Source organism: Paeniglutamicibacter kerguelensis (genome assembly GCF_017876535.1).
Taxonomy (GTDB): domain Bacteria; phylum Actinomycetota; class Actinomycetes; order Actinomycetales; family Micrococcaceae; genus Paeniglutamicibacter; species Paeniglutamicibacter kerguelensis.
Genome location: NZ_JAGIOF010000001.1, coordinates 2,917,249 through 2,936,622 on the forward strand (window position 1 = coordinate 2,917,249; position 19,374 = coordinate 2,936,622).

The window sequence follows — 19,374 nt, forward strand, 5'->3', positions numbered from 1 at the left end:
AAGGGCCGGGCCGGCTGCATCTCGCAGCCGGCCCGGCCCTTCAAGCGGGTGTCTCTAGTCCTTGAGTCCGGGAGGGTTCAGTTCGGATGTGGGAATCGCTTCTTCACCCAATGCCCACTTGTCCAGGATCTGCTTGTAGAGCCCGGATTCGATCAGGCCGTTGACGCCTGCCTGCGAGGCCTCGGCCAGGCCGCTGTCCTTCTTCACCGTCACCGCGATGCTTGCGGCATCCGGCCAACCGCCGGGCACCAGGCCAACAAGCCTTGTTTTTCCGTCGGTGTTGGCCTTGTAAGCGCCGGAGGCATTGGGTCCAAAGGAGGCATCCGCGCGGCCCGAGGTCAGCGCGACGGATGCCAGTGCGTCTTCGTCGTAGTACTGGAAGGAGACGGGTTTCAGTCCGGCCTTCTTGTTCTGCGCATCCCATGAGAGCAGGATCTTTTCCTGGTTGGTGCCCGAACCCACGGTGATCCGCAGACCGGCGACGTCCTTGGGCGCACGGATCTCCTTGATCTTGGAATCGGCCTGGACATAGAAACCAAGCTTGTCCTCGCGATAGGTGGCAAAGTCGTACTTCTGCTTACGTGCTTGGGTCACGGTTACGTTGCTGATGACGGCCTCGTACTTCCCCGATTCGAGTCCCAGCGGCCAGTCCGCCCAGGAAACCGGCACGAGGTCCGCTTCCAATCCCAGCGACTGGGCAAGTGCCACGGCGATGTCTGCCTCGTCGCCGATCACCGTCTTGTTGTCGGTGGCAAACATGGCAAGTGGCGCGGAACCCGGGGCGATGGCCACGGTGAGCTTTCCGTCTTCCTTGACGCTTGCCGGAACGATCTTGGTTGCGGCGGCGACAGGCTCGGCCGCCTGGCGGTTTTGTTCCGGGGTCAGGTTGAATCCCTGCTTGGAAACCGTTCCCGCCGTGGCGTTGCTTCCGGGGTCCGAGCAGCCCGTCAGCAAGAGGCCAAGGGCAGCCGCCCCGACAATCAGTCCTGTGGTCGTTCGCTGGTTCATACCGCTACCTCGTATCGGGTGTTGTCCTCATCCGTCACCGCGGGCGCGACGTCGGTCGGGTCCTCAAGACCCAGGTTTTCGCGCAGGGTGTCCCCCGCGTAGTGGGTGGGATAAACACCACGTTCCTGCAGTTCCGGAACCAAGTGGTTGACGATATCGTCAAGCCCCGAAGGAATCAGCCACGGGGTGATGTTGAAACCGTCAACGGCGCCGGACTCTGCGTACCGCTCCAGCGTGTCGGCGACCCGGGCATAGGAACCCACGAAAGATCCGCCGACGCGCCCGGACTTGCCACGCACGAACTCCAAGATGTTCAGTCCTTGGTCCTTGGCCGATTCGCGCCAGGAACGGGTCAGTTCGACGGCCTTGGCACCCTGGAACCCGCTGCCTCGGGTCACATCGGATTCGCTGATCTTGGGATCGAAGTCGGGCAACGGCCCCTCCGGGTCAAGACCCGCCAGGGACTCGCCCCAGAACTGTTCCAGGTAGGCAAGAGCCTGTTGCGGCCCGATCTGCTGCTCGCGAACCCAGCGGTGCTTTTCCTCCGCCTCCGATTCCGTGGCGGCCAGGATGAACTCGCTTCCTGGCATGATCTTCACTGCCGACGCCGGACGGCCTGCCTTGAGCGTTCGGGCCGTGATGTCGGCGCGGAACACCTTGGCCGCTTCCAACCCGCCGTGGGCGGAGAAGATGACGTCTGCCTGGCGTGCCGCGAAATCGCGGCCCTCCGCGGAGTCGCCCGCCTGGAAAAGCACGGGGCGGATTTGCGCGCTGCGTGGCAGGCGCGAGGTATAGCTGATGTTGTAGTGCTTGCCCGTGTGTTCGACGGGCTTCGGGGCGTTTCCAGCGAACCATGCGCTTTGGGACCCGTTGGCGGCGATGTCCTCGCGTCCCCAGGAATCCCAGATGCGTTTGGCGGTGGCAACGAAGGCCTCGGCGTGCGTGTAGCGGTCCGCGTGGTCAAGGTAGCCGCCGCGACGGAAGTTCGCACCCGTCCAGGCGTTGTCGGTCGTGACGATGTTCCACGCGGCGCGCCCGCCCGAGATCAGGTCCAGGGAGGCGAGCCGGTGGGCCATGTCGGCTGGGTCGTTGTAGGTGGTGTTTTGGGTGGCAACCAGACCAATCCGGTTGGTCACGGCGGCCAGCGCCGCCAGCAGGGTCTGTGCGTCGGGCCGCCCGGCAACGTCAAGGTCGTGGATCTGTCCGAGATGCTCGCGCAAACGCAGTCCTTCACCCAGGAAAAAGGCGGAGAATATCCCGCGCTCCGCGGTCTGGATGAGCCTGCGGAAGGATTCGAAGTCCGTTTGAGAGCCCGCCTCCGGGGTTTTCCAGACGGTTCCGGAGTTGACGCCCTGAAAGAAGACGCCTAGTCGTAGTAGGTTTTTTGGTTGGTTCCGTGTGCTCATGATGAAGCCTCCAATGCGTGAAGTGGCGGTGGACGGGGTGGATGCCGTTAGCTGGCTGCGAACCGATTCCGCGCGGCGGGCAGGCCCAGGGTTTCGCGCAGGGTGTTGCCGGTCCGGATCGGCTTCAACGCCCCTGCCAGACGCAAGGCCGGAAGGACGAGTGCCGCGAATTCCTGCGCATCCTTGCGGAGTTCGGCAGGGTGCAGGCGAACGCCGCCGACATGTCCAAGCAGCTCGAGCAGATAGTCGGTGAAGTCCGTTGCCGTGCCGGTGAAGCGGGCCCGCGGGGAGTGCCAAGGCTCCCAGCCGTCAAGCGCCTCCACCCGATCCGCGGCCGGTTCCCCCGCGTGGTCCAGCACAAAATCAAGTTCGGCAATCCGAATCCCGGGGAAGCTGTTGCCTTGTGCGGCGGCAAGCAACCCATCGAGGTCGGGGGCGCCAATGAGGATTGCGTCGCTGTCCGCATCCAGGGGTTCGGCGGCAAACACCGGGATCTGTCCCTGGATGGGTCGCGGGCTGATGGAGGATCCTTTGACCGAGAAACGCTTTCCCACGAAGTCGGCATAGTGCACCTTGGACCTGTCTAGGTACCGGCCCGTCGCCACGTCCTTGATCACTGCGCCGTCCTCCCAGCTGTCCCAGAGCCGGCGGCTTGCCTCCAGCACATCGGCGACCTCACCGGGCAGCTCCCCCGCGGTCACAGCTTCTCTTCCCACCGCCGCACCTTCGGCCGCGGTTCCGCCCGCCGAAACGATCCATCCGGCACGGCCGGCGGAAACTCCGTCGAGGGCCGAGAGCTGGGTGGAAAGGTGGAACGGTTCGGTGTAGATGGAATCGGCCACCGGGATCAGTCCGATGCTGTGGGTCAGTGGGCCCAGGAAGGCCGCCCGTTGGATGGCGTCAAGGCGCGCACCGGGGCCGCTGCCCGGGGCCAGGCGGCTGTCTTCGATGCTGACGGCATGGAATCCTGCTGATTCGGCCGCAAGGACCGCCTTGGCGATCTGTTGTGCGTCAAGCACCGAGTCCGGTGTTTGGTTGTCCAGTCGCCAGGCGGCGGGGTGCGCGCCTGCTCCGTCCACCTCGAGGACGAGGATTGCGTTGGGTTGGTGTGCCGTGGTCATGGTTTGGCTCCTAAGGAATTCGTGTGGGCAAATCCGGATCGCGCGGCAATCCGGCTGATTACCTGCTGGTGTAGTTTTCCGCCGTGACTGCCTTGGAAGATTTCACTGCCTCTTCCTCCAGGCCCCAGCGTTGGAGCACCTTGGCGTAGCTGCCCTCTGCAATGAGCTCGTTGATTGCGGCGGATATGGGTTCGGCGAGTCCGTTGCCGCGTTTGCTGGTGGCCGCCACGAGGGTTTCGGATGGCCAGCCGGCGTTGATCTTGCCGACTACCTTGGTGTCGTCCCTGGAATTTTCGCGGTAGACGGTGGTGGGGTACGGGGCAAGGTTCAGGTCCACGCGGCCCGAGGACAAGGCCAGGACGGTGTCGGCATCCGAGGAGTAGTACTGCAGGTTCGCCGGTTCCTTGCCCTGTGCTTCCAGTTCCTTGTTCCAGGCCAACAGGATTTTTTCCTGGTTGGTTCCGGCGCCAACCGCAACCTTCTTGCCCGATACGTCGGCGGCATCCTTGACGGTTCCCTCGAATTTGGTGGTTGCCTCGAACCCCATGTAGGCCGCGCGGTAGGGTGCGAAATCGTATTTCTTGATGCGTTCGGCGTTGATTCCCACGTTGGAGAAGACTGCTTCCACTGCCCCTGAGTCCGTCTGCAGGGGCCAGTTCTCCCAGCTTGTGAGCTGCAGGTCCAGTTCAAGGCCCAGTTTGTCGGCGACGAGTTGGGCGATGTCGGTTTCGGTGCCGATGAGGGTGGTGTTGTCGCTGGCGTGGAAGGTCAGGGGAACCGAGCCGGCGCTGGTGGCCACGGTGAGTTTGCCGTCCTGGGCCAGGTCCGCAGGAACACTGGCCGCAAGCTTGTCGTCCTTGCTGGAACGGATCCTGTCCTGTTCGGGCGCGGTGTTGTACCGGACACCGGCCGGGGTGGTTTGATCCGAGTGGTTCTCGGCCGTGCCTGCATTGGCGCTGCCGGTCGGGTCGGCGCAACCCGAAAGGCTGAGGGACAGCACCGTGCCCAGGCCCAGTGCAAGCAGTGTCCGGTTGGCGTATTGATGGGTAGTGGCTTTCATTTGTGACATTCCTTTGGTGTGCGGGCTTCGATCGAGGCGGGTTTTTAGAGGTGGAAGGCGGGTTCGATGACCTTGGAGAGGAATTCCTTGGTGCGCCGGTGTTGCGGGGAGCCGAAGATTTCAGCAGGTGTCCCCTGTTCAATGACGTGCCCGTCGTCCATGAACACCACGCGGTCGGCCACATCACGGGCGAAGCCCATTTCGTGGGTGACGATGACCAGCGTGGTTCCGTCCTTGGCGAGTCCCCGAATCACGTCGAGCACCTCGCCGACCAGCTCGGGGTCAAGCGCGGAGGTGGGTTCGTCAAAGAGCACGACCTTGGGGTTCAGTGCAAGGGCCCTGGCAATGGCGACGCGTTGCTGTTGCCCGCCGGAAAGCTGGCGGGGATATGCGTCGGCCTTTTCGGCCAGGCCCACCCGCCGCAACAGCTCCAGTGCCTTTTCCGTCACCTCGGCGCGGTTGCGTCCCTGGGCGTGGATGGGGGCCTCGATGATGTTGTCCAGTGCACTCAGGTGCGGGAAGAGGTTGAAGTTCTGGAATACCATGCCCACGTGGGTGCGTTGGCGCAACACCTCGTGTTCCCGAAGCTCATGCAGGCGATGGCCACGCACCTTGTAGCCCATGAGTTCGTCATCCACGCGGATGGTTCCCCCATCGAGCTTTTCCAGGTGGTTGATGGTGCGCAGCAGCGTGGATTTCCCCGAGCCCGAGGGGCCGAGAATGGCCACGACCTCTCCGGGATTGATGGTCAGGTTGATGCTCTTGAGCACTTCATGGGGTCCGAAGGATTTGTGGACGTTGCGGATGTCCACAAGCCCGCGGGTGGCGTACGGCGTCGCGGCGGTGCTCATCGGGTTCCAATCGGGTTCTGGGTGCGGATGGTGAAGAAACGGCGCAGCTTTTGCAACGGGGTTTCGGGCAGCGTGCGCACCGCCCCCTTGGAGTAGTGGCGTTCGATGTAGTACTGGGCGATCGAGAGCACCGAGGTGATCACGATGTACCAGCAGGTGGCCACCAGCAGCAGCGGCAGAACCTGTTGGGTGCGGGAGTAGATGACCTGCACGGTGTAGAAAAGCTCCCCGTAGGCGAGCACGTAGACGATTGAGGTGCCCTTGACCAGACCGATGATTTCGTTGAAGGCGGTGGGCAGGATCGCACGCATGGCCTGGGGCAGAACGATGCGCGTGGAGCGCCGCCACGGCGGGATGCCCAGTGCCGCGGCGGCTTCGAGCTGGCCGTGGTCCACCGAAAGGATGCCACCGCGGATGATTTCGGCCGAATAGGCAGCCTGGTTCAGGGTGAGCCCCAGGACCGCTGCGCCGAATTGGCTGATCAGGGTGGTGGTGGAGACCTCGAAGAAGGTGATGCCGGTGAACGGGATTCCCAGCGAAATCTTCTCGTACAGGTAGCCGAGGTTGTACCAAAGCAGCATCTGGACCAGCAGCGGAGTGGAGCGGAAGATCCAGGAGAAGGTCCAAGAGACCGAGGAGAAAAGCGGTGAGTTCGAAAGCCGCATCAGGGCGAGTACGAAGCCCAGGACGAAACCGAGCACGCCGCAGATGACCGTCAGTTTGAGTGTCTCCCCCAGGCCGCGAATTACCGACTCGGCGGTGAACCATTGGGCCACCACGTTCCATTCCCAGCGCGGGTTGGTGGTCAGGGAATAGAGGATTCCTGCGAGCGCCAGACCGACAACCACGGTGCCGACCCAGCGTCCCGGGTGTCTGGCCGGCACGATGCCCTTGGCGTAGTAGTCGGCGTCGTCCCCGACGTGTCCGCCGGCTTCCCTGGCCGGGACAGGCTTCCCCGAAGGTTCCTCTTGCCCCGTTCGCCGGTCCGGCGTTTCCTGCTCGTCGGCGTCCGGCGAAGCGGCCGCGGCCGTTGCCCCGGACTCGTCTTCGATTTCGGTTGTCGGTGTTGCGGCACCCATGTGCCACCTCCTTCGCGGTACACCGGTAGACGGTGTTGGGGTGATTTTTGGTTTCCCTGAACGGCTTGAATAATTCGTTCTGCCCTCACGCTAGGAGTCGAAACTCCACTCTCACAAGGTGCTAGTCCATGCCAAGCAACCTCGGGCAATGCGACGCAACAATGAAGCGCCCTCGCATTTCAGGGGCTTTCGTCCGAGGCGAACTGTGACGCTTCGTCACGTAGCGTTGCGGCGTATCACGGCAGGTGACTCAACTCTTTAGCCACGCCCGTTTCGGTACCTAGGCTGGCCTTCACTTCACGGGGCGCAGCCAGGCGTGACGAAGCGAGAGATCAAGGGAGCACACATGAGCCTGCCACCTAGGCCAACACACGGACCTGCCGGTCGTTCTTCTACCGACAGCCCGGCGTCCAGTCTTCTGATCGTCGGCGGCGGCCCCCGCGCTGCCATGCTGCTGGAACGAGTGGCGGCGAACCATCGGGAACTCGGTGTCGACTCCCTGCATATCGACGTGGTCGATCCGTTTCCTCCCGGGGCCGGGCGCATCTGGCGCGGTGACCAGTCCCCGCTGCTCAAGCTCAACTCCATGGCAATGGACGTGAGCATGTTTACCGACGGATCTGTGACCTGCGCGGGGCCTGCAGTGCCCGGACCCTCGTTGTGGGAATGGGTGTGCCAGATGCGCGCCGGCACCTGCCCCGGGATCGACACGGCATCGTTCACGCCCGGCAGCTCGCTGGGCGAGGAGATTGCATCGCTCGGGGCCGATTCGTTCCCCACACGCAAGCTACACAGTCACTACCTTGCGTGGTTCCTGGCGCGCGCGGTGGCGGTCCTCCCGGATGGGGTCCAGGTGGCCTTCCACCAAGATACGGTCGTGGATATTCTTCCCGGCGCACCCGGCGGGCGGCATCGCATAGCGCTGGCGTCCGGTGCCGCACTGGAAGCGGACCAGGTGGTGCTGGCCCAAGGGCACACCGATGCGCTGCCGGATGCCGTTTCCCGGCGTTTCGCTGGCTTCGCGGCCGACAACCCCCGACGGCTTAAGTACGTACCGCCCGCCTACACCAACGACGTCGATTTCTCCGGGCTGCTGCCCGGAACCGATGTGCTGGTCTCCGGAATGGGCCTGGCCTTCGTTGACCTGTTTGTGTTGCTGATGCAGGGCCGAGGAGGCAGCTTCAGCCCCCAGCCTGACGGTTCATTGACCTATGAGCCATCGGGCAGGGAGCCTCGTTTGTTGGTCGGTTCGCGCCGGGGCGTCCCCTACCTGTCAAAGATCCGTGGCGGGTTGCGCGGGGAAGCCGGAAAGGGCCTGCGCTTCCTGACCGCACAGGCCGTCGACAAGCTGCGACAACGTCATGGGCTTCTGGACTTCCGGACCCACCTGTGGCCGTTGGTGGCCAAGGACGCCGCCTACGGGTACTACCGCGAATTGCTCACGGCGTCCCCCGAGCGTGCGAATGTCTCCTGGACGGAGTTCGCCGACAGGTTTGCGCCCCTGGACTGGTACTCCCCAGAGCGCGAAGCGCTTGTTGACCTGGCAATCCCGGATCCAAGGGACCGGCTGGATTTCGAGGCTCTGGACCGTCCGCTGGCCGCACGGGATTTCGACACTCCGGAGCAGATCCAATCGGCTGTGCGCGAGTCCGTGGCCACTGACCTTGCCCTGCGCGACGGCGGGGAGAATTCCGAGACCCTGGGGTTGTTCCTGGGCCTGCTCGGTTGCTACATGGAGTTGGGACGCCTCGTCTCCCTGGATGACCTGCATGAATCAAGCCGACGCGACATCTCGGGCTGGTGGCACGGATTCTTCAGTTATGTTGATTCCGGTCCCCCGGCTAGCAGGCTGCGGGAACTCCTGGCACTTGAACGGGCAGGGCTCATCCGGTTCCTCGGGCCCCGAACGAAATTCGACATCGATCCGGACGGCTGCAGCTTTGTTGCCCGTGGCGCCGTGGACGGCCACGTGGCGCGGGCACAGGCGTTTGTGGAGGCGCGCCTCCCGGCCTCCACGCTGGAAACCACCACTAATCCGCTCCTGCGTGCACTTTTCGCCCGCGGCCTGATCACCCAGGAGTCCAGCGGGACCGGAAAGCTGTTGGTGAATGACGAGTACCGGGCTGTGGGCGGCCAAGGGGCGGTATGCCCCTGGCTGTATGCGGTGGGCGCCGGCGTGTCGGGGTGGAGCGCCGGCGCGTTTTCACGGCCGCATTCCAACGCAGCCCCGTTTCGGGACACTGACGCGCTGGCCCGCTTGGTTCTCACAAGCATCCCGGAATCGGTAACCCGTCCCGAACCCATGTTCATGTCGGAAACGGCCTTGGCCGCCTGCATTGATTCAGTCCACCGATACGTAGGGTAAATATCATGAGTACAACGTCCCCACAGTCCAGCCGCGAACAGGTAGTCGTCCGGGCGGCCCTTGACGATCCGCGCGCCGAACCGCTCATCGCCGGCCTCACCCTCGAGTACACGCAACGCTATGGAGATTTCTTCGGCGGCACAGAGGAAGAGATGCAACGCTACCCCGCCGCCGAATTTGCCGCGCCGATCGGCAGCCTGCTGCTCCTGCAGGAGCGGGGCCAGACCATCGCCGGTGGCGCCTTCAGGCGCTACAAGGCGGGCATCGCCGAATTCAAGAGGATCTGGACCCACGAAGACCACCGCCGCCGTGGGCTGGCCCGAATGGTCCTGAACGCCTTGGAAGAGGAGGCCCTGAACTACGGGTACCAGAGCGTGTACCTGACAACCGGTCCCCGCCAGCCAGAGGCCGTAAGGCTGTATCTCAATGCCGGGTACACCCCTCTTTTCGATCTCGAGGCCGACTTCGAGACGGTTGGCCATCTTCCCTTCACCAAGGAACTTGTCACCTCCGTCGCATGACATGTCCCGTCGTCAACACAATATTTGGCGTGCCAGCCGCACCTACCGGTCTCCAGACCGTAGGCTATGGACATGGTGAAGATGACAGCAGCTCAGCATGTAGAAACCATCACCGCCGGCTACTCGTTTGAGGGGCTGGCCGTACATTTGGGTGCGGCATTGATCGATGACCAGGTCTATCCCGAGGCGCAGGTCCGCCTGCCCGTGCGCATGATGAATCGGCACGGTTTGGTTGCCGGCGCCACGGGCACCGGCAAGACCATCACCCTGCAATTGATGGCCGAGCAGCTCTCCGGCCACGGTGTTCCAGTGTTCCTGGCCGACATCAAGGGAGACCTCACCGGGCTGTCCACCCCCGGACAGCCAACCGAGAAGCTCCTGGCGCGCACCGCCTCGGTGGGCATGGAATGGTCGGCCAAGTCCTTTCCCGTCGAATACTTTTCCCTCGGCGGGGACGGCGCGGGCATTCCCATCCGGGCCACCATCTCATCGTTCGGCCCGCTGCTGCTCTCCCGCATCATGGAGCTGAACGAGACCCAGGAATCCTGCCTGCAGCTGATCTTCCACTACGCGGATACCAAGGACCTTGAGCTCTACGACCTCAAGGACCTGCGCGCCGTCATCCAGTACCTGACCAGCGACGAAGGCAAGCCCGAGCTGGAGAACCTGGGCGGCGTTTCCAAGGCCACCGCCGGCGTCATCCTGCGCGAGCTGGTGACCCTGGAGGCGCAGGGCATGGACAGCTTCTTCGGGGAACCGGAATTCGACACGTCGGAGCTCTTGCGGGTGGCCCCCGACGGGCGCGGCGTCATCAGCTGCCTTGAACTGCCCACCCTGATGCAAAAGCCAGTGCTTTTTTCCACCTTCATGATCTGGCTGCTCGCCGACCTCTTTGTCGAGCTGCCCGAGGTCGGCGACCCGGAAAAGCCCAAGCTGGTGTTCTTCCTTGACGAGGCCCACCTACTGTTCCGCGGCGCCTCCAAGGCCTTCCTGACCTCGATCACCACCACCGTGCGGCTGATCCGTTCCAAGGGCGTCGGCGTGTTCTTCGTGACCCAGACCCCCAAGGACGTTCCGGCCGACGTGCTCGGGCAGCTGGCCAACCGGGTGCAGCACGCGCTGCGGGCGTTCACCCCGGATGACGCCAAGGCCCTGAAGGCAACCATTTCGACGTTCCCGACCAGCGACTACGACCTGGAGCAGGCACTGACCCAGGCCGGGACCGGTGAGGCCGTGGTGACGGTGATGAATGAAAGGGGCGCCCCGACACCGGTGGCCTGGACGCGCATGTGGAGCCCCGAATCGACGATGGGGCCCTCCAACCCCGGGACCGTTGCGGGAATCATCCAGGGCTCGGCGTTGATGCAGGTCTACGGCACCGCGGTGGATCGGGAATCGGCGTTCGAGAAGCTCACCTCGGCACCGGCAAACGCGTCCGTCCTGGCGCCGGATGCCCCGAACGCATCGTTCCCAGGGGTGACGGCCCCCGTGCCCACGGGCGGCTCCGTGGGCGGACGGATACCGGGTGCGGGCCAATCCCAGGCGGACATCGATGCCGAGGCGCGCCGGATCGAGGAATCCATCCTGGGCAAGCCCTCCTCGCTGCCGAGCTCGGCCCCCGGCCCGGGTGCCGCCGACTATTCCATGCCCGATTTCGAGATCGACAAACCTGCCAAGAAGTCGACGCCACGCACGCGGTCAGTGCCCCCGGCACGCCCCGCACAGCCGGAGAACCAGTTGCTGGACATGGCACTGCAGGCGGCAAACGCGATCGGCAGCGAACTGTTCCGCGGCATGTTCGGAACCAAGAAGCGCAGGCGCCGCTAAGGACCCGCAGGTCACAACCGCTCCGGATTCCCGGTAGCCTTGAACATCATGAGCGAACGACTATCCCCCACCAGGGTCGCAGCCATTTGGGCGGCGGCCCTTGTGCTGCTGGCCGTAGCAGCAGTATCCGTCATCATCTTGGTGAACCACACGGTCTTCGGCCCGGGCCAGAAGGTCCGGGACTTTCAGGCCCACCTGGCCGCCGGTGAGGGCGCACAGGCCTTGGGCCTGCTCAATGCGACGGTGCCCGAGGGCAACGGCCTGCTGCTCGACGGCGACGGGCTGCGTGCCGCCAGCGCCGACGTCAAGGATTTCACGGTGGGCAAGCCCGAGCCGATCCCCGGAAGCGGGAAGGTGGTGCAGGTGACGGCAAGCTACACCGTCCACGGAACCGCCCAGCAGACCAGTTACAGCCTGCAGTCGGCCGGCCGCCGCTGGCTGTTCTTTGACCGCTGGGCCTTCGTGCCCTCGATCCTGCCCGCGGTGGAAGTCTCGGCGAACACCACCAATGCCGTGGACATCAACGCCATGCCAGCACCGCTGGAGAACGGCAGGACGACGGTCCCGGTGTTTGCGCCGTCGGTGATCAACGCCGGATTTGAAACACCGAACTTTGCGGCCGATTCCCGCGGCATGGTGGTCACCGACCCGAACGCGCAGGGAACCGAGGTGAAGCTCCGCACCGAGCCCACCAAGGCACTGGTCGAAGAGGTCAACGGGCAAATCAAGAAGTACCTGGACGACTGCGCCAGCCAACAGGTCCTGATGCCGGCAAGCTGCCCCATGAGCTACTCGACCTCGGCTCGGGTCAACGCGGATTCGATCCACTGGAGCATCCTGGAGTACCCCCAGGCCGAGATCGTCCCCTACAACGGGGAATGGGCCCTGCGCCCGTTGACGGTCAAGACCCGGCTCAAGGTCACCGAACAGGACCTGCGCACCGGAGCCTCCGCGGAGCGTTCGATCGACGAGGACTTCGGCTTCACCGCGGAGCTCCAGGCCAGCACCACCAAGGCCCGGGTCGTCCCCGTGGCCAGCGAGTGACCCGCCTGCCCTAGTGGCCCATGGAGGGAACCAGCCGGTACCCCCGGCGCCGCAGTTCCGCCGGCGTCCTCGACTTGCGGTGCCGCTGGTGCAACACGATCACCACGGCGACCAGCGCGGCGACCAGCGAAATGATCGCCCCGCTTCCCACCGACCAGCGGGCGCCGAAGGTGTTGCCCAGCCACCCCACCAGCGGTGCGCCGATCGGGGTTCCGCCCTGCACCACCACCATGTACAGCGCAATCACGCGCCCGCGGTAGGCGGGTTCCACCGAAAGCTGGATGGTCGTGTTGGAGCTATTCAGGAACGTCAGCGATGCCAGCCCGATAGGCACCATCATCACGGCGTACCAGAAGAAGCTCGGCATGAAGCTGGCGACCAGTGCCGCGGCCCCGAATCCCACGGCGCCGCCCAGCAGGTAGCGCAGCCGCGGCCTGGCCCTGCGGGCGGCCAGCAGTGCGCCGGCCAAGGTTCCCACGGCCATGATGGTGCCCAGCAGGCCGAATTCCCCGGGGCCCACGCCAAAGACGTCGGTGGACATCATGGCGTTGGTCAGCTGGAAGTTCAGCCCGAAGGTGGAGACCACGAAGGCCAGCGCGAAGACCAGCAGCAAGTCCGGGCGCGTGAGCAGGTAGGCAAGGCCCTCGCGGACCTGCCCCTTTTCGCGCGGCGCCCGGGTTGTGGGCTGGAACTGCTCGGGACGCAGCCGGGTCAGGGAGAAGATCACTGCGCCGAAGCTTGCGGCGTTGATCAGGAAGGCCGGAGCCGTTCCGAGCAAGGCAATGACCAGGCCCGCAACGCCGGGTCCGGCCAGGCGTGCCAGGTTGAAGGAGGCGCTGTTCAAGGCCACGGCGTTGGGCAGGTCCTCGGCGGGGACAAGTTCGGAGACAAACGCCTGGCGGGCCGGTGCGTCGAAGGCGCTGGCCACGCCCAGGCCCAGTGCCAGCAGGTAGACGTGCCACAGCTCGGCGGTCCCGGTGAGCACCAGCAGGCCCAGCGTGAGCGCGAAGAGGCCCATCAGCGACTGGGTGACCAGCAGCAGCTTCCGCTTGCTCATCCGGTCCGCCACCACCCCCGCGTAGGCTCCCAGGAAAAGGATGGGGAGGAATTGCAGGCCGGTGGTGATGCCGGCCGCGGTTCCGTCGTGGCGGGTGAGCACCGTGAGGACCAGCCAGTCCTGGGCCACGCGTTGCATCCAGGTGCCGATGTTGGACACCAGGGCCCCGGAGGTCCACAAGCGGTAGTTGGGGGTTTTCAGGGCGCGGAACATCTTGCTCATTTTGCGCTCATTTCCTGCAGCAGGGCGGCGGCCCTTGCGAGGATCTGTCGGTCGTCCTCCCCCAGCTGGTCGATCCGGCGGGCCAGCCATGCGGTGCGTTGGCTGCGGGCACCGACGAAGGTGCGCATGCCTTCCTCGCTGATGTCGATCATCACCTGGCGGGCGTCCTGCGCGCTGGAGGTGCGGGTCACCCAGCCGGATTCGACCAGCGATTTCACGATGCGTGTCATGGAGGGCGCCGCGACCTGTTCGCGCTGGGCCAGCTCCCCGATGGTGTGCCCTTCCGTCTTCAGGGCGGCCAGCACCGAGTACTGGGCGGGCGTCAGCATTTCGGAGCTGGATTCCAGGCGCAGCCGCCGGGAGGTCTTCATGATGGCCACGCGCAGCTCGGCGGCCAGGTCCCCGGTTTCGGTTGCGGGTTTCATCCGTGCGGCGGTTGTTCGTACGGGTTTCGGTTCGTTTTCAGTTACGTTCTCTTGATCCGGGGTGGACACGGATCCTCCTTCGACGAGCCCCGCGTGCGGGCTCATGGGTTTCGACCTCGATTAGTTCCTTAGCATTGCTAACAATAATCGGATCAAAATATTCCCGCCATGACGCCGGTCACCCTCGCCGGGTCCGCCCGGGTGAATCGCCTTGCACCGCGCGGAAAAAGCGAAAGGCCCCCTTGGTGCCGTCCGGAAAATTCCGGAAACACACCAAAGGGGCCCTGCCGCAGGGGCCAAGCCCGCCCGTTAGTCCATGCCGCGCAGGTCGAGAACCAGCTCGGTTTCGCCCTCGGCATCCAGGATCACCGGGATGCCCCAGTCCTGCTGGTACAGGTGGCAGGCCGCGTGGTCCGGGATCTCGCCGCCCGGTTCCCCGTCGCAGGCCGCTGCACGGGCGGTAATGTGCAGCACTCCCTCGGAGATCTCCGGGTTGAGTTCCAGGGTGCGCCTCAGGCCGGTGGAGGTTCCGCCGCCGCCAAGCAGCAGCTCCTCCGGGGACGAGGAAATCTTCAACTGCGTGGGATCGCCCCAGCGGTCGTCGAGCTTCTGTCCCTTCGGTGCGGAGAAGCGCACGGTCAATTCGTGCGCTCCGGCCGTGACCTTCGTTTTGGGGCGGTGGGTATGTGCCGCGCCCTCGTCGACAACCAAGGCCTCCGCCGGCAGCGGCAGGCGCACCAGCTGGTGGTTGTTGGTCTCGACGACCAGCAGCACCGGTTCGCCGTCCACCGTGTCGTCGAGCTGCACGTCGGCGGGTTCGTTCAGGCCGCGGGCCAGCGTGCTAACCGTGGCGGTGGCCGGGTCGTAGCGGCGCACCGCGCCGTTGTAGGTGTCGGCAATGGCGACCGAGCCGTCCGGCAGTACGGCAACGCCCAGCGGGTGCTGGAGGCGTGCCTGGTCCGCGGCGCCGTCACGGAAACCGAAGTCGAAGAGCCCGGCGCCGATGGCCGACTCGACGGCCTCGACCGAACCGTCCTCGGCCAGCACCAGGCGGCGCAGCGCGGAGGTCTCGGAATCGGCCACCCAGATGTTGCCCTGGGCGTCCGCGGCCAGGCCCGAGGACTGGGCGAACCAGCTCTCCCCCGGCTTGCCGTCGGCCAGGCCCTCGAGCCCGGTTCCGGCGAAGACGCGCAGCGCCAGGCTGGACGGGTCGAAGGAGAAGATCTGGTGGGTGCCGGCCATGGCGATGACAACCGCGTTGGCCTTCTCGCTCCAGAGCACGTCCCAGGGCGAGGACAGCGAGGTGTTCAGCGGGTCGTTGCCCAGGTCGCTGATCCAGGCGTCGGCGTCGGCAACGTTGTCCGCCGCGGTGCGTGCCTGTTCGGCGTCGAGCAGGCGCTGCACGCCGTTGCCGGCCAGCGTGCCCACGGCGCCGGTTTCCAGGTTGATCGAGCGCAGGCGGTGGTTGACGGTGTCGGCGACGACCACGTGGTAGCCGAGGCTTGCGGCCAATGCGGCAGGCAGCAGGGCCAGGCCCTGGGGTTCGTTGAACTGGGCGGTCTCTGCGTCGCCGTCGGCGAAGCCCTTGACGCCCGATCCGAAGGTGCGCACCACGGTGGCCAGGTCGTTGCCCAATTCCACGATGCGGTGGTGGCCCGAATCGCCGACCAGGAAGTTTCCGTTCTCCAGGGCAACGGCCTTGCCCGGGAAGCGCAGGTCTCCCTCGCGTGCCGGCGGCGCCACGTAGGGCCCGTCCCCGCGGTGCAGGGTCCCCTTCTCGGTGTGCTCGGCAATGAGTTCCTCGATCAGCGATTCCAGGCCGCTGGCATGGCCCTCGCCGGAGAGGTGGGCCACGATGTAGCCCTCGGGGTCGACAACCACCAAGGTCGGCCAGGCGCGGGCCGCGTAGGCCTGCCAGGTGACAAGTTCCGGGTCGTCGAGCACCGGGTGGTGGATTTCGTAGCGCTCGACGGCCGCGGCCAGCGCCACCGGATCGGCCTCGTATTCGAACTTCGGCGAGTGGACGCCGACGGTGACCAGTACGTCCGAGTACTTCGCCTCAAGCGGGCGCAGCTCGTCTAGGACGTGCAGGCAGTTGATGCAGCAGAAGGTCCAAAAATCAAGGATCGTGATTTTGCCGCGCAGGTCCTCGAGGGACAGCTGCTTGCCGCCGGTGTTCAACCAGTTCCGGCCAACCAGTTCGGAGGCGCGGACCTTGTAGGAGGTGCGAACCGATTCGGTTCCGGTGTGTGAGGGCGCTGTCATGGGGGTACTCCTTGAGCTTGTCGGCTGACGCGGTGCTGCACCCCATTATCCAGCTTTCGGGGCCCCGCCAGCGACATCATGACCCGATGCTACTTCCGGCCCCGGAGAGGGGCCCGGAGAGGGGCCCGGAACTGCCCGTTTCTAACCCGCCTGGGTCAGCGCCGCGTTGAGGATCTCTCCCGCCATCTGGGCGAACTGTGGCGAGTCAAGGCCATCGGTTGCGATGAACGAAACCATGCCGACGTAGTCCCCCCGGGCCTTGACCAGCACCAGGGCCTGCTGGCGCATGGCCTGTCCCGGCTTGGCGCGGGTCCACAGGATGGCCGAATCTGCCTGGCCCTCCTTCACCACGGGCTTCTGCGTGGTGAACGGGACGGTTTCCGATTCCTGGTGCAGGGAGATCTTCTTGCATTCGGTGAGCATGCGCAGCACCGTGCCGTAGTGCTTCTCCAAGGCCGGCTTGTCGGCGACCTTTGCGACCTCGACCGAGCCGGTGGCCGCGATCTTGTCGGTCAGGAAGTCGGTTCGCGCGCCCTCGCCCCCCATCTGCACGGGAGACCAGTTCAGCGACTCGATGACCTCGGAGCACTGCGAGGGGATGACAACCACGCCGTTGAGCGAATCCTGCGGGGCTTCCTTGAGGGATTCCAGCTCCTGGCCGTTGATGACGCGCGCCTGGTCGAAGCCCAGGCGCGCGGCCATGGAGATGCCCGAGGCCACGGCCAGCTGCGCGGTGGTCAGCTGTTCCTGGGCCCCGGCCGAGGGGCCTGCGGGGGCACTGGGGCCGGCACTGGAGGGCAGCGGCGCGTGGCCCTCCGGCAGCTCGAGTGCCTGGTCCTTGCCGGCACAGCCGGTCAGCAGCAAGCCCAACGACGCGGTCAGGGCGAGGGCGCGCAGGGCACCCATCTTGGTCTTAGCGGCCACGTCGTTCAATCTCCTGGTCATGTTGTTTCAGCTGGGCAAACATCTGGTTGTAGGCCTGCAGTTCCGCGTCGTTGTCGCGGTCGGCCTGGCGGTCCGAGCGCTTCGATTCCCTCGCGTCGTCGCGGCTCCAGGCGACCATCACGCCCAGGGCCAGCAGCAGCGTGGGCACCTCGCCGATGCCCCACATGGCGGCGGCCCCCAGGCGCTGGTCCTCCATCGCCGGAGCGCCCCACGGGCGTCCCAGGTTGCCGAACCAGTCGGCCTGGATCAACGAGGTCGACCCCATCAGGGACACCCCGTAAAACGCGTGGAAGCTCATGGTGGCCAGCAGGATCACCAGGCGCATCGGGTAGGGCGCACGCTTGGGCACCGGGTCGGTGCCGATCATGCTCAGCGCAAAGAGGTACCCGGTGAGCAGGAAGTGCACGTTCATCAATTCGTGGCCCACGTGCTGGCGCAGCGCAAAGCCGAAGATGTCGGTGTTGTAGAAGATGATGATCGACCCGGCGAAGTTGGCGGCGGCAAAGATCGGGTGCGTGATGACCGCCGAGTACTTCGAGTGCACCAGCACCAGGATCCACTCGCGCGGGCCGCGGGTGCCGTCGGTGCGCGAAGCCAGGGCCTTCAGTGCCAGCGTCACGGGCGCGCCCATGACCAGGAACAGCGGGGCGACCATGGTCAGCGCCATGTGGTCGACCATGTGCATGGAGAACAGCACCATGCCGTATACGGCGGGGGCGCCGGAGGTGATGTAGAACAGGGCGGCGAGGCCCACCATCCAGACGGCCAGGCGCAGGATCGGCCACTTGTCGCCGCGGCGGCGCACCTTGACGGTCGCAATCACGTAGAGGGCAGCGAGGAGGATGATGATGGCGACCCACAGCCAGTCAAGGCGCCAGACGGTGAGCCAGCTCTCGCTCGTGAGTTCCGGCGGCAGCTCGTACCCGCTGAGCAGGCGTGCGGGGGTCGGGACCTCCGGCGGGGTGTCGGGGGTCGGCGGCGCGGTGCTGCCCAGGACGGTGCCCAGGGACATGACCACGGCCATGATGAGCGCCTCGATCCCGACCACGCGCCATGCCGCATTCAGTGCGCCGAACCGGCCGGCCTCGAGTCGCGGAATCACGTAGCGGCGGTGGGCCAGGCCGAGTGCGCCCAGGCCGATGGTTGCAACCGCCTTGGCGATGACTAGCCAGCCGTAGGGGCTGTTCAGCTGCTCCCAGCTGGTGATCCGGATCATGGCGCTGACAACGCCGGAACCGGCAACCAGGAAGATCGAGATGGTGGCCAGCGCGGAGAACCTGTGCAGGACGGTGCCCGCCAGGATGGGTGTGGTTCCGCCGTGGCGTCCCGGTGCCTTGCCCTGCAGCAGCGGGGCCAACGCGGCAAGCACCGCGATGCCGCCGAACCAGAGGGCCACGCCCACCAGGTGCAGGCCGATCGCGTTGACCGCGCCCCAGTGGTCGTTGCCCCCGGCCGCATGGCCGATCAGCGACATCGGCAGCACGCCCGTCAGCGAGAAGGCCGCCGCGGCGCCCACCCAGGCCGGGGAGCGCACCCCGAAGGCCAGCGAGGAGGTGATCGCCGCGATGACGATCATCCAGGCCCAGGCCCGTCCCACGGAAATCTCCAGCACGAAGTCGAGCATCGCCGTGGTGTAGGTGGGGTCCAGGCTCATCGGCTTGCCGACGAGGTCCCAGAAGCTGAGGACCAGCACCGCGGCCGCCGCCAGGGTCCACACCATGCCGGATGCCGCGGCGAGGTTCATCGCGCGCACAAACGCCGGATGGGCCTTGCCGCCGTCGGTGTCGTGGTTGCCCGGGGAGGGGCGCTTGGGCTTGGTGGAACGAGGCAGGATCGCCGCGGCGAAGACCAGTGCGGCGATGGTGATCGACATTGCCGTGTGGTGCAGGGCTTTGGCGATCGGCAGCGCCCAGCGCACAAAGGCACCGGGGTCGCCCAGTTGGCTGGCCGCGGACGTGCCGGCAAAGATGCTGGCGGCCACCAGGGCCAGGAGGCCCAGCAGCACGGCGGGAAGGGTCAGGACCGGCCAGAGCCTGCCGACGGAACCCCCGGAGGTCTTTGCTTCATCCCGGAGTTCGGTGATCTGTGACTTGTTCACAATGTCCTTTCAACTTCCATGCCTGTTCATTCTCCCATCGTTCGGCGCCCGCCGTGGTGCCGTGGTGGTGCACGCCACCA

Annotated in this window: 15 protein-coding genes; 4 read left to right on the forward strand and 11 right to left on the reverse strand. The window is 65.6% G+C overall.

Annotation, left to right across the window (positions count from 1 at the left end):
• Positions 1-54: 54 nt before the first annotated feature.
• From JOF47_RS13430 to JOF47_RS13455, 6 genes are read right to left on the reverse strand one after another with little or no spacing between them, the layout of a single operon-like run.
• Complete coding sequence (locus JOF47_RS13430) at positions 55-1,008, reverse strand: ABC transporter substrate-binding protein (protein ID WP_209999375.1); 954 nt, start codon at positions 1,006-1,008, stop codon at positions 55-57.
• A complete protein-coding gene (locus JOF47_RS13435; protein WP_209999377.1) occupies positions 1,005-2,414 on the reverse strand; it encodes an NtaA/DmoA family FMN-dependent monooxygenase in 1,410 nt (469 codons plus the stop codon). The genes JOF47_RS13430 and JOF47_RS13435 overlap by 4 nt, the downstream gene beginning before the upstream one ends.
• Before the next feature lie 47 nt (positions 2,415-2,461).
• Positions 2,462-3,535 (reverse strand): LLM class flavin-dependent oxidoreductase, encoded by a 1,074-nt coding sequence (locus JOF47_RS13440; RefSeq protein WP_209999381.1) that lies wholly within the window; start codon positions 3,533-3,535, stop codon positions 2,462-2,464.
• 58 nt (positions 3,536-3,593) lie between these two features.
• Positions 3,594-4,595, reverse strand: a complete 1,002-nt coding sequence (locus tag JOF47_RS13445; protein WP_209999383.1) for a transporter substrate-binding domain-containing protein — start codon at positions 4,593-4,595, stop codon at positions 3,594-3,596.
• 44 nt (positions 4,596-4,639) lie between these two features.
• Positions 4,640-5,446 carry an amino acid ABC transporter ATP-binding protein gene (locus JOF47_RS13450; RefSeq protein ID WP_209999385.1) on the reverse strand — a complete coding sequence of 269 codons (807 nt, stop codon included), beginning with the start codon at positions 5,444-5,446 and terminating at the stop codon, positions 4,640-4,642.
• Positions 5,443-6,525, reverse strand: a complete 1,083-nt coding sequence (locus JOF47_RS13455) for an amino acid ABC transporter permease (RefSeq protein WP_245356367.1) — start codon at positions 6,523-6,525, stop codon at positions 5,443-5,445. The genes JOF47_RS13450 and JOF47_RS13455 overlap by 4 nt, the downstream gene beginning before the upstream one ends.
• Positions 6,526-6,871: 346 nt before the next feature.
• On the opposite strand from JOF47_RS13455, the gene JOF47_RS13460 reads away from it, so the two are divergent.
• The 4 genes from JOF47_RS13460 (at position 6,872) to JOF47_RS13475 (ending at position 12,282) form a co-directional block, all read left to right on the forward strand.
• The gene (locus tag JOF47_RS13460) at positions 6,872-8,890 is read left to right on the forward strand and encodes an FAD/NAD(P)-binding protein (RefSeq protein WP_209999386.1); all 2,019 of its coding nucleotides are present in this window, start codon (positions 6,872-6,874) and stop codon (positions 8,888-8,890) included.
• Positions 8,891-8,895: 5 nt separating this feature from the next.
• A complete protein-coding gene (locus JOF47_RS13465) occupies positions 8,896-9,411 on the forward strand; it encodes a GNAT family N-acetyltransferase (protein ID WP_209999387.1) in 516 nt (171 codons plus the stop codon).
• A 72-nt stretch (positions 9,412-9,483) separates the two neighbouring features.
• The gene (locus JOF47_RS13470) at positions 9,484-11,238 is read left to right on the forward strand and encodes a helicase HerA-like domain-containing protein (RefSeq protein WP_209999388.1); all 1,755 of its coding nucleotides are present in this window, start codon (positions 9,484-9,486) and stop codon (positions 11,236-11,238) included.
• 48 nt (positions 11,239-11,286) lie between these two features.
• Complete coding sequence (locus JOF47_RS13475; protein WP_209999389.1) at positions 11,287-12,282, forward strand: hypothetical protein; 996 nt, start codon at positions 11,287-11,289, stop codon at positions 12,280-12,282.
• A gap of 10 nt (positions 12,283-12,292) precedes the next feature.
• Here JOF47_RS13475 and JOF47_RS13480 read toward each other — a convergent pair whose 3' ends face one another.
• From JOF47_RS13480 to JOF47_RS13500, 5 genes are all read right to left on the reverse strand, one after another.
• Positions 12,293-13,561 carry an MFS transporter gene (locus JOF47_RS13480; RefSeq protein ID WP_209999390.1) on the reverse strand — a complete coding sequence of 423 codons (1,269 nt, stop codon included), beginning with the start codon at positions 13,559-13,561 and terminating at the stop codon, positions 12,293-12,295.
• Positions 13,558-13,986, reverse strand: coding sequence for a MarR family winged helix-turn-helix transcriptional regulator (locus tag JOF47_RS13485; protein WP_209999391.1), 429 nt, complete (start codon positions 13,984-13,986; stop codon positions 13,558-13,560). The genes JOF47_RS13480 and JOF47_RS13485 overlap by 4 nt, the downstream gene beginning before the upstream one ends.
• Positions 13,987-14,295: 309 nt before the next feature.
• The gene (locus JOF47_RS13490) at positions 14,296-16,251 is read right to left on the reverse strand and encodes an NHL domain-containing thioredoxin family protein (RefSeq protein ID WP_209999393.1); all 1,956 of its coding nucleotides are present in this window, start codon (positions 16,249-16,251) and stop codon (positions 14,296-14,298) included.
• Between the two features lie 141 nt (positions 16,252-16,392).
• A complete protein-coding gene (locus JOF47_RS13495; RefSeq protein ID WP_209999395.1) occupies positions 16,393-17,175 on the reverse strand; it encodes a hypothetical protein in 783 nt (260 codons plus the stop codon).
• A complete protein-coding gene (locus tag JOF47_RS13500; RefSeq protein WP_342592777.1) occupies positions 17,165-19,294 on the reverse strand; it encodes a bifunctional copper resistance protein CopD/cytochrome c oxidase assembly protein in 2,130 nt (709 codons plus the stop codon). Before JOF47_RS13500 ends, JOF47_RS13495 begins: the two co-directional genes overlap by 11 nt.
• Between the last annotated feature and the right edge of the window lie 80 nt (positions 19,295-19,374).

Bases quoted from the DNA above. Each gene is read 5' to 3' on its own strand.
- JOF47_RS13430 (WP_209999375.1), bottom strand. From the start codon at position 1,008: ATGAACCAGCGAACGACCACAGGACTGATTGTCGGGGCGGCTGCCCTT.
- JOF47_RS13435 (WP_209999377.1), bottom strand. From the start codon at position 2,414: ATGAGCACACGGAACCAACCAAAAAACCTACTACGACTAGGCGTCTTC.
- JOF47_RS13440 (WP_209999381.1), bottom strand. From the start codon at position 3,535: ATGACCACGGCACACCAACCCAACGCAATCCTCGTCCTCGAGGTGGAC.
- JOF47_RS13445 (WP_209999383.1), bottom strand. From the start codon at position 4,595: ATGAAAGCCACTACCCATCAATACGCCAACCGGACACTGCTTGCACTG.
- JOF47_RS13450 (WP_209999385.1), bottom strand. From the start codon at position 5,446: ATGAGCACCGCCGCGACGCCGTACGCCACCCGCGGGCTTGTGGACATC.
- JOF47_RS13455 (WP_245356367.1), bottom strand. From the start codon at position 6,525: ATGGGTGCCGCAACACCGACAACCGAAATCGAAGACGAGTCCGGGGCA.
- JOF47_RS13460 (WP_209999386.1), top strand. From the start codon at position 6,872: ATGAGCCTGCCACCTAGGCCAACACACGGACCTGCCGGTCGTTCTTCT.
- JOF47_RS13465 (WP_209999387.1), top strand. From the start codon at position 8,896: ATGAGTACAACGTCCCCACAGTCCAGCCGCGAACAGGTAGTCGTCCGG.
- JOF47_RS13470 (WP_209999388.1), top strand. From the start codon at position 9,484: ATGGTGAAGATGACAGCAGCTCAGCATGTAGAAACCATCACCGCCGGC.
- JOF47_RS13475 (WP_209999389.1), top strand. From the start codon at position 11,287: ATGAGCGAACGACTATCCCCCACCAGGGTCGCAGCCATTTGGGCGGCG.
- JOF47_RS13480 (WP_209999390.1), bottom strand. From the start codon at position 13,561: ATGAGCAAGATGTTCCGCGCCCTGAAAACCCCCAACTACCGCTTGTGG.
- JOF47_RS13485 (WP_209999391.1), bottom strand. From the start codon at position 13,986: ATGAAACCCGCAACCGAAACCGGGGACCTGGCCGCCGAGCTGCGCGTG.
- JOF47_RS13490 (WP_209999393.1), bottom strand. From the start codon at position 16,251: ATGACAGCGCCCTCACACACCGGAACCGAATCGGTTCGCACCTCCTAC.